Here is a 7,494-nt window from a genome sequence, read left to right on the forward strand (position 1 = left end):
ACGGCGACGCCGTGGAAAGTCCTGCATGCCTCCTTTTTTGTCTCGTCTGTGTGACGCATTGCGTCCGCTGGTGTCGCGCGGCGCGCGGCTCATGGCGCCGCCCGAGCCCGACCCGGGCGACCAGCCGTTCACGCCGGACGAGGTGGCGGCGTTGCGCGCGGCCGTGCCGCCCGACGCCGCGGATACCATCGACGACGCGACCTGGCGCGACCTGCTGCTGCCGCGCTACATGGAGATGCTCGCGCCGGGCACGAGCATCTTCGGCCGCCAGGTGCTCGAGCGCGATCTGCGCGGCGGCGCGGACGACGCGGCGGTGGCGGCGCGGCGCGCACGCATCGAGGCGCTGCTGGACGATCCTGCGCAGCTGGACACCCTGCGGCACACACTGGCCTGCCTGCGCCATGCGGACATCGACGTGGCCATGCTGCTGTTCGCGGACGCGCAGCCGGCGCGTCCGCGCTGGGTCGGCGCGCTGCTCTGGTTGCCGGTGCTGCTGATGGCGTCGATCGCGGCCGCGCTGCTCGTGTCGCCGTGGGGCTGGGTCGGCGTCGGCGTCGCGATGTACGTCCTCGTCATGGTGCACATGCGCCACCAGGACCGCATCGGCCGCTGGACGCGCACGCTGCGCGCGCTGCAGGTGCTGTTGCGCGCCTGCTCGCTGCTGGACGGCAGCGGCAATGCGCTGGCCGCCCCGTTCACGGGCCGCGGCGCGCCCGCCGGGCGCCTGAGCCGATCGCTCGACCGCTCGCTGCTGGCCGCGTCCGGCGTGCCGGGCGCGCGCGACTACGCGGACTGGTTCGCGGCGGCCGACGTGCGCCATTACTACAGCACGCTTGGTCTCGTGTTCGGCCAACGCGATTTTCTGCGCGAATGCTACTTGCTGTGCGCCGGACTGGAAGCCGACGTCGCGCTGGCGCGCCACCTGCGCGAGCGCTGCACGTGGTGCTGGGCCACGCGGACGGGCGCACGCACGCTGGCGCTGGACGGCGGGGCGCATCCGCTGCTCGACGAGGCGCGGGGATTGTCGGTGGCATTGGAAGGCAAGGGCGCGTTCCTGTCGGGCCAGAACGGCGTCGGCAAGAGCACGTTCCTGCGCATGCTCGGCTTGAACCTCGTGGTCGCGCGCGCGTTCGGCTTTTGTTATGCGCGCAGCGCCGGCCTGCCGCCGCTGCCGGTAGTCGCCAGCATGCAGAACGAGGATTCGCTGCTCGGCGGCCGGAGTTTATATGTCGCCGAGCTGGCGCGTGCGCGGGCGCTGCTCGTGCGCGCGCGCGGCGAGCGATCCGTCCTCTGCCTCGTCGACGAAATCTTCCGCGGCACGAATCACGAGGAATCCGTATCGGCCGCGGCGGCCGTCGTCGACGAACTGGCCCGGCACGCGCTGGTGGTCGTCTCGTCGCACAACCTCGTGCTGGCCGCCGTGCTGGCGCATGCGCTGGCGCCGTGGCGCATCGTGCGCGGCGCCGACGGGTTGACGATGGAACCCGGCGTGCTGGATCGCACGAACGGCGTCGCGCTGCTGGCCGAGCATGGCTTCGACGCCGCCGTCCAGCGCAAGGCCGAACAGGTGGCGGCCTGGCTGGCGCGGCAGCGCCGCAGCGACGCGGGGGCCGAGTTGCTCGCCCCGTAGTCTGGGAGCATGGCCGGGGTCAGCACGGCCGGGGTCAGAGCCCGATTTTTGGAAATTGCTCAAAATCGGGCTCTGACCCCGGTTTGAGGGGGCGCATCAGTCGCGCGGAAGCGGCTTGCCCTTCGCGATCACTTCGTGGCAATCGCCCTTGATGGTGGCGTTGTCGTAGTCGGTCCAGCCATAGCTGTCGACGTAGCGCTTGTGCTGCTTGAACGCGGCGTTCACGAAGCTCCAGTCCAGATGTTCGTCCGGGTAGCGCACGTCGCCCAGGTCGAGCAGGGTGTGGAACATGTTTTCCGTCGCGAGCTTCGCCTTGCGGTGGCGGCGCAGTTGCGTGACCTTGTCCGGGAAGCGTTCCGCGTACGCGTCCGAATACCAGGCGAACGCGGGGACGTGGAATTCGTATTGCGTGTTGTGGCCGTGGAAGGCGAGGCGGCAGCTGCCGTCGTACAGGGTCTGGCCGTGGTCGGCCACGTACACCATGGCGGCCGGCTGGTTGGCGTCCTTCAGCGTGCCGATCACGTGGTCGAGGAACCAGTCCGTGTACAGGATCGAGCTGTCGTAGCTGTTGTTCAGCTGCTGCTTGATCCGGATGTCCGTGTACGCCGGCTTGTCGACGCCGTACAGCGACGGCAGCCATTTGTCGAACTGCTTGGGATAGCGGTGGCTGTAGTTCCAGTGGCTGCCCAGCGTGTGCAGCACGATCAGTTTTTTCGGCGCCGGGTCGGCCACGGCGTGTTTCAGCGGGCCGAACAGCACCTCGTCGTAATTCGAATTGTCCGTGAAGCCGCCCAGGTTCAGGAAGTCGATGACGTCCGCTTCCTTGGCGAACACGGACACGGGCGTGTCGAACTTGCCGAACGAGATCTGGTTCGACAGCCAGAACGTTTTATAGCCCGCTTCCTTGAAGGCGGTCAGGAAGGATTTTTCCGAGAACCCATCCTTGAGGCTTTGCGTGGCCGGCTTGCGCGAGATGATGACGGGCACCGACAGCCGCGTGGCGGACACCGACGTGATCACGTCGCGCAGCGGGACGAGGTTGGCTTCCTGCGACAGCAGCGGATTCGTGTCGCGGTCGTAGCCGTTGATGCTCCAGCGGTCGTAGCGCGACGACTCGCCGATCACCATCACGACGATCTGCGGCGCGTCGTTCGGCTCGGCCAGGTGGGCGTGGAAGTGGAAATTGGCGCTTCTCCGGTTGAGGTCCGCCAGATAGACCCGTTCCTTGTAAAAATCGACGCCGCGCGCGGCCAGCCCGAACGGCCAGGAATGGGAAAACGTGTCCAGGTCGAACGGCAACTGCATCCAGTGCGCCAGCGGCGGCAGTGAGGCGGGGCGGGGAATGCTGGATGGGTGCGGCGGGGCGGTCTCTTCGCTGGCGGCCTCGACGCTGTCGGACGGCACCGGCTGCGCCTTGACCAGCCGCACGCCGGCTGCGGCCGGGGCCGCGGCGCCCGCCAGCGGCGGGGCGACGCCGTATTTGAGGCCGTAGCCGAACACGGCGGCCACGAGCGCCAGCACGGCCAGCACGACGGGACGGGAGACGTCGGCCCAGTCGAGGTCGCGCGTGCGCCAGGCCGCGATCCAGCTCGTGACGAACCACGCGAGCACGCCGATGAACACGCCGATCAGCAGCCAGACCTTGTTGCCGAGGAATTCCATTGCCTCGGCCGGGCTCGTCTCTGTGATGATGCCGAGGTGGTGCGTGGAAATGCCCTGGCCGTAGAACGCATATAAATAAAGCTCGATGGGCAGGCCCAGGAAGGCGGGCAGCAGCAGCCAGTGGAAATAAGCGGGACGCTTGAATACGGACCACACCCCGAGCCAGGCCAGCAGTTCGAGGCCGGCCACCTGGCCCGGATGCGCGAGCGGCGTACCGTACAGTGGCGCCACGTAGGGCACGCAGGAGAGCAGCAGATAAGTGAGCGCGACGTACAGGTTGCGCGGGCGTAGCAGAAATGACATCGAAGCGTGCCTGGGCGGCAAGGGCAGGGGCGAAGTCCGCTATTATCCGTTTTTTGCTACAGGTAACGCTATTCCCTCTGCACAATGGATGAAATCCGGCGTACACTGGTTGTGTCGTTATCACGACAATCACTTCGGGTTTACACATTCTTCCGCCGCTGTCGCGGTGCCCGGTCAGCAAGTTTGTTGACCCGGCCCGGCTTCAGGTCTATACTCGCGAGTTCTCGAATTATTCTGCGCATGGTTTACGCATAACAGCCGCTCCCGCTGGTGAGTGGCTGTCGTCGCCTGTGCAGGCTGTGTCGGGACTCGGTTTCAGTCCCCGGGAAGCAAGAGCTCCCGGGTCATCAACGTAGCAGTAATTTTGTTGGATTTAGAACGATGCCAACCATCAATCAACTGATTCGCAAGCCGCGTGAAGCCGCGGTTGTGAAGAGCAAGTCGCCGGCACTGGAAAACTGCCCGCAAAAGCGCGGTGTCTGCACCCGTGTCTACACGACGACCCCGAAGAAGCCGAACTCGGCACTGCGTAAGGTCGCCAAAGTTCGCCTGACCAACGGTTTCGAAGTCATTTCGTACATCGGCGGTGAAGGCCACAACCTGCAGGAACACTCGGTCGTTCTGCTGCGCGGCGGTCGTGTGAAAGACTTGCCGGGTGTGCGTTACCACATGGTCCGCGGTGCACTGGATACCCAGGGCGTGAAAGACCGTAAGCAGGCCCGTTCGAAGTACGGTGCCAAGCGTGCCAAGGCTGCCAAGAAGTAATCTTCTTGCAATCCGGGTAAATTAATATTGAGTTAGTTGAGGCGGCCGGAAGGCCGAGTAAGTGAAGGGTCATGATGACCTTTCGCGAGTGCGCAAGCACTCAACTGAAGACAGGAAGGAATTGAAATGCCACGTCGTCGTGAAGTACCCAAGCGCGAAATTCTGCCGGATCCGAAATTCGGCAACATCGATCTCGCCAAGTTCGTCAACGTTCTGATGTTGTCCGGCAAGAAGTCGGTCGCAGAAAACATCATCTACGGTGCATTCGACTACATCCAGACCAAATCGGGCAAGGACCCGCTGGAAGTGTTCGCAACCGCGATCAACAACTGCAAGCCGATGGTCGAGGTGAAGTCCCGCCGCGTCGGTGGCGCCAACTACCAGGTGCCGGTTGAAGTGCGTCCGGTCCGCCGTATGGCCCTGTCTATGCGTTGGTTGCGCGAAGCCGCAAACAAGCGTAGCGAGAAATCCATGCAGCAGCGCTTGGGTGGCGAGCTGATGGAAGCAGCAGAAGGCCGCGGCGGCGCGATGAAGCGTCGTGACGAGGTGCACCGTATGGCTGAAGCGAACAAGGCGTTCTCGCACTTCCGCTTCTAAGCGAATGGCCTACTTCCTTGGGGGCAGAACGCCTCCGGGGTCGTGCGGCCATGCAGTATCAGTTGTTCAGGCCGAGCTCATTTTGATCACCAGAATGCTGCTCGGTTTTGTCCATTCAAAAGTTAGGAAAATTTATGGCACGCACTACCCCTATTGAGCGCTACCGTAACATCGGTATCTCCGCTCACATCGACGCCGGTAAGACCACGACCACCGAGCGCATCCTGTTCTACACCGGTGTGAACCACAAGATCGGTGAAGTGCACGACGGTGCAGCTACCATGGACTGGATGGAGCAAGAGCAAGAGCGCGGCATCACCATTACCTCGGCAGCGACGACCTGCTTCTGGAAGGGTATGGCCAACAACTTCGAGCCGCACCGCTTCAACATCATCGACACCCCGGGCCACGTCGACTTCACCATCGAGGTGGAGCGTTCGATGCGCGTCCTGGACGGCGCCTGCATGGTCTACTGCGCAGTCGGCGGCGTGCAGCCGCAGTCGGAAACCGTGTGGCGTCAGGCTAACAAATACAAGGTTCCGCGTCTGGCGTTCGTCAACAAGATGGACCGTACCGGTGCGAACTTCTTCAAGGTGTACGAGCAGATGCGCGCCCGCCTGAAGGCCAACCCGATCCCGCTGCAGATCCCGATCGGCGCCGAAGACAACTTCCTCGGCGTGGTCGACCTGGTCAAGATGCAGGCGATCTACTGGGACGACGCGTCGCAGGGCATGAAGTTCGACTACCGCGAAATCCCGGCCGAGCTGCTGGAAACGGCCAAGGAATGGCGCGAGAAGCTGGTCGAGACCGCTGCTGAAGCGAACGAAGACCTGATGAACAAGTACCTCGAAGAAGGCGAGCTGTCGGAAGCCGAGATCAAGGCCGCACTGCGCCAGCGCACCATCGCTTCGGAAATCGTTCCGATGATGTGCGGCACCGCCTTCAAGAACAAGGGCGTGCAGGCCATGCTCGACGCGGTCATCGAGTACCTGCCGTCGCCGGTCGACATCCCGCCGGTCGGCGGTACCGACGAGGACGACCAGCCGGTCACCCGTCAGGCATCGGACGATGAGAAATTCGCCGCGCTGGCATTCAAGATCATGACCGACCCGTTCGTCGGCCAGCTGATCTTCTTCCGCGTGTACTCGGGCGTCATCAAGTCGGGCGACACCGTGTTCAACCCGATCAAGAGCAAGAAGGAACGCGTCGGCCGTATTCTGCAGATGCACGCGAACCAGCGCGAAGAGATCAAGGAAGTCCGCGCCGGCGACATCGCCGCTGCTGTCGGCCTGAAAGAAGCGACGACCGGCGAAACGCTGTGCGACCCGGCGGCACCGATCATCCTGGAAAAGATGGTGTTCCCGGAGCCGGTGATCCAGCAGGCCGTCGAGCCGAAGACCAAGGCCGACCAGGAAAAGATGGGCCTGGCACTGAATCGTCTGGCTCAGGAAGACCCGTCGTTCCGCGTGCGTACCGATGAAGAATCGGGCCAGACCATCATCGGTGGTATGGGCGAGCTGCACCTGGAGATCATCGTCGACCGCATGAAGCGTGAATTCGGCGTGGAAGCGACCGTCGGCAAGCCGCAGGTTGCCTACCGCGAAACGATCCGCAAGTCGGTCAGCGACGTCGAAGGCAAGTTCGTCAAGCAGTCGGGTGGTCGCGGCCAGTACGGCCACGCCGTGCTGTCGATCGAGCCGCAGGAACCGGGCAAGGGCTTCGAGTTCATCGACGCCATCAAGGGTGGTGTGATTCCGCGTGAATTCATCCCGGCGGTCGAGAAGGGTGTGCGCGAGACGCTGTCGAGCGGCGTGATGGCCGGCTACCCGGTGGTCGACGTCAAAGTGACGCTGACCTTCGGTTCGTACCACGACGTGGACTCGAACGAAAACGCGTTCCGCATGGCCGGTTCGATGGCATTCAAGGAAGGCTGCCGTCGCGCCAACCCGGTCATCCTCGAGCCGATGATGGCCGTGGAAGTCGAGACGCCGGAAGACTACGCCGGTACCGTGATGGGCGACCTGTCGTCCCGCCGCGGTATGGTGCAGGGCATGGACGAGATCCCGGGCGGTGGCGGCAAGATCATCAAGGCCGAAGTCCCGCTGTCGGAAATGTTCGGTTACTCGACCGTGCTGCGTTCGGCAACCCAGGGTCGTGCGACCTACACGATGGAATTCAAGCACTATGCTGAAGCACCGAAGCATGTGATGGACGCCATCGTGACGGCAAAATCCAAGTAATTAGTCAGTCATAATCAGTTGAGGACAGAGCAGAAAGCGATGAGCCCTGCTCTGTCCCGCAAATAAAATAAATTGCTCTTTTAAAGGAAGATCGAAATGGCAAAAGGTAAATTCGAACGGACCAAGCCGCACGTGAACGTCGGTACCATTGGTCACGTTGACCACGGCAAAACCACCCTGACGGCTGCAATCGCAACCGTTCTGTCGAAGAAATTCGGCGGCGAAGCCAAGGCGTACGATCAGATCGACGCGGCGCCGGAAGAAAAAGCGCGCGGCATCACGATCAACACCGCACAC

General features: G+C 63.3%; 6 protein-coding genes. 5 read left to right on the forward strand and 1 reads right to left on the reverse strand.

All coding sequences use genetic code 11. The features are described from left to right. The first annotated feature begins 25 nt into the window (after nucleotides 1-25). Complete coding sequence (locus ASC93_RS08020; RefSeq protein WP_229412642.1) at nucleotides 26-1,630, forward strand: hypothetical protein; 1,605 nt, start codon at nucleotides 26-28, stop codon at nucleotides 1,628-1,630. Between the two features lie 96 nt (nucleotides 1,631-1,726). Here ASC93_RS08020 and ASC93_RS08025 read toward each other — a convergent pair whose 3' ends face one another. Further along, nucleotides 1,727-3,595, reverse strand: coding sequence for a phosphoethanolamine transferase (locus ASC93_RS08025; RefSeq protein WP_056439860.1), 1,869 nt, complete (start codon nucleotides 3,593-3,595; stop codon nucleotides 1,727-1,729). A gap of 381 nt (nucleotides 3,596-3,976) precedes the next feature. Between ASC93_RS08025 and rpsL the strand changes: the two genes are divergently transcribed. The 4 genes from rpsL to ASC93_RS31935 form a co-directional block, all read left to right on the forward strand. Next, complete coding sequence (gene rpsL, locus ASC93_RS08030; RefSeq protein ID WP_005663517.1) at nucleotides 3,977-4,360, forward strand: 30S ribosomal protein S12; 384 nt, start codon at nucleotides 3,977-3,979, stop codon at nucleotides 4,358-4,360. 126 nt (nucleotides 4,361-4,486) lie between these two features. Further along, a complete protein-coding gene (gene rpsG / locus ASC93_RS08035) occupies nucleotides 4,487-4,957 on the forward strand; it encodes a 30S ribosomal protein S7 (RefSeq protein ID WP_056439862.1) in 471 nt (156 codons plus the stop codon). Nucleotides 4,958-5,091: 134 nt separating this feature from the next. Beyond that, nucleotides 5,092-7,197 carry an elongation factor G gene (fusA, locus tag ASC93_RS08040; protein WP_056439866.1) on the forward strand — a complete coding sequence of 702 codons (2,106 nt, stop codon included), beginning with the start codon at nucleotides 5,092-5,094 and terminating at the stop codon, nucleotides 7,195-7,197. A gap of 96 nt (nucleotides 7,198-7,293) precedes the next feature. Next, nucleotides 7,294-7,494, forward strand: a 201-nt coding sequence (locus tag ASC93_RS31935; protein ID WP_229412643.1) for a GTP-binding protein, incomplete at its 3' end; no start/stop codon positions are given.

Origin of the sequence: Massilia sp. Root335 (assembly GCF_001425685.1) — a bacterium.
Classification (GTDB): domain Bacteria; phylum Pseudomonadota; class Gammaproteobacteria; order Burkholderiales; family Burkholderiaceae_D; genus Telluria; species Telluria luteola.

Coding starts and splice junctions, on each gene's coding strand:
- ASC93_RS08025 (WP_056439860.1), bottom strand. CDS start 3,595: ATGTCATTTCTGCTACGCCCGCGCAACCTGTACGTCGCGCTCACTTAT.
- ASC93_RS08020 (WP_229412642.1), top strand. CDS start 26: ATGCCTCCTTTTTTGTCTCGTCTGTGTGACGCATTGCGTCCGCTGGTG.
- fusA (WP_056439866.1), top strand. CDS start 5,092: ATGGCACGCACTACCCCTATTGAGCGCTACCGTAACATCGGTATCTCC.
- rpsG (WP_056439862.1), top strand. CDS start 4,487: ATGCCACGTCGTCGTGAAGTACCCAAGCGCGAAATTCTGCCGGATCCG.
- rpsL (WP_005663517.1), top strand. CDS start 3,977: ATGCCAACCATCAATCAACTGATTCGCAAGCCGCGTGAAGCCGCGGTT.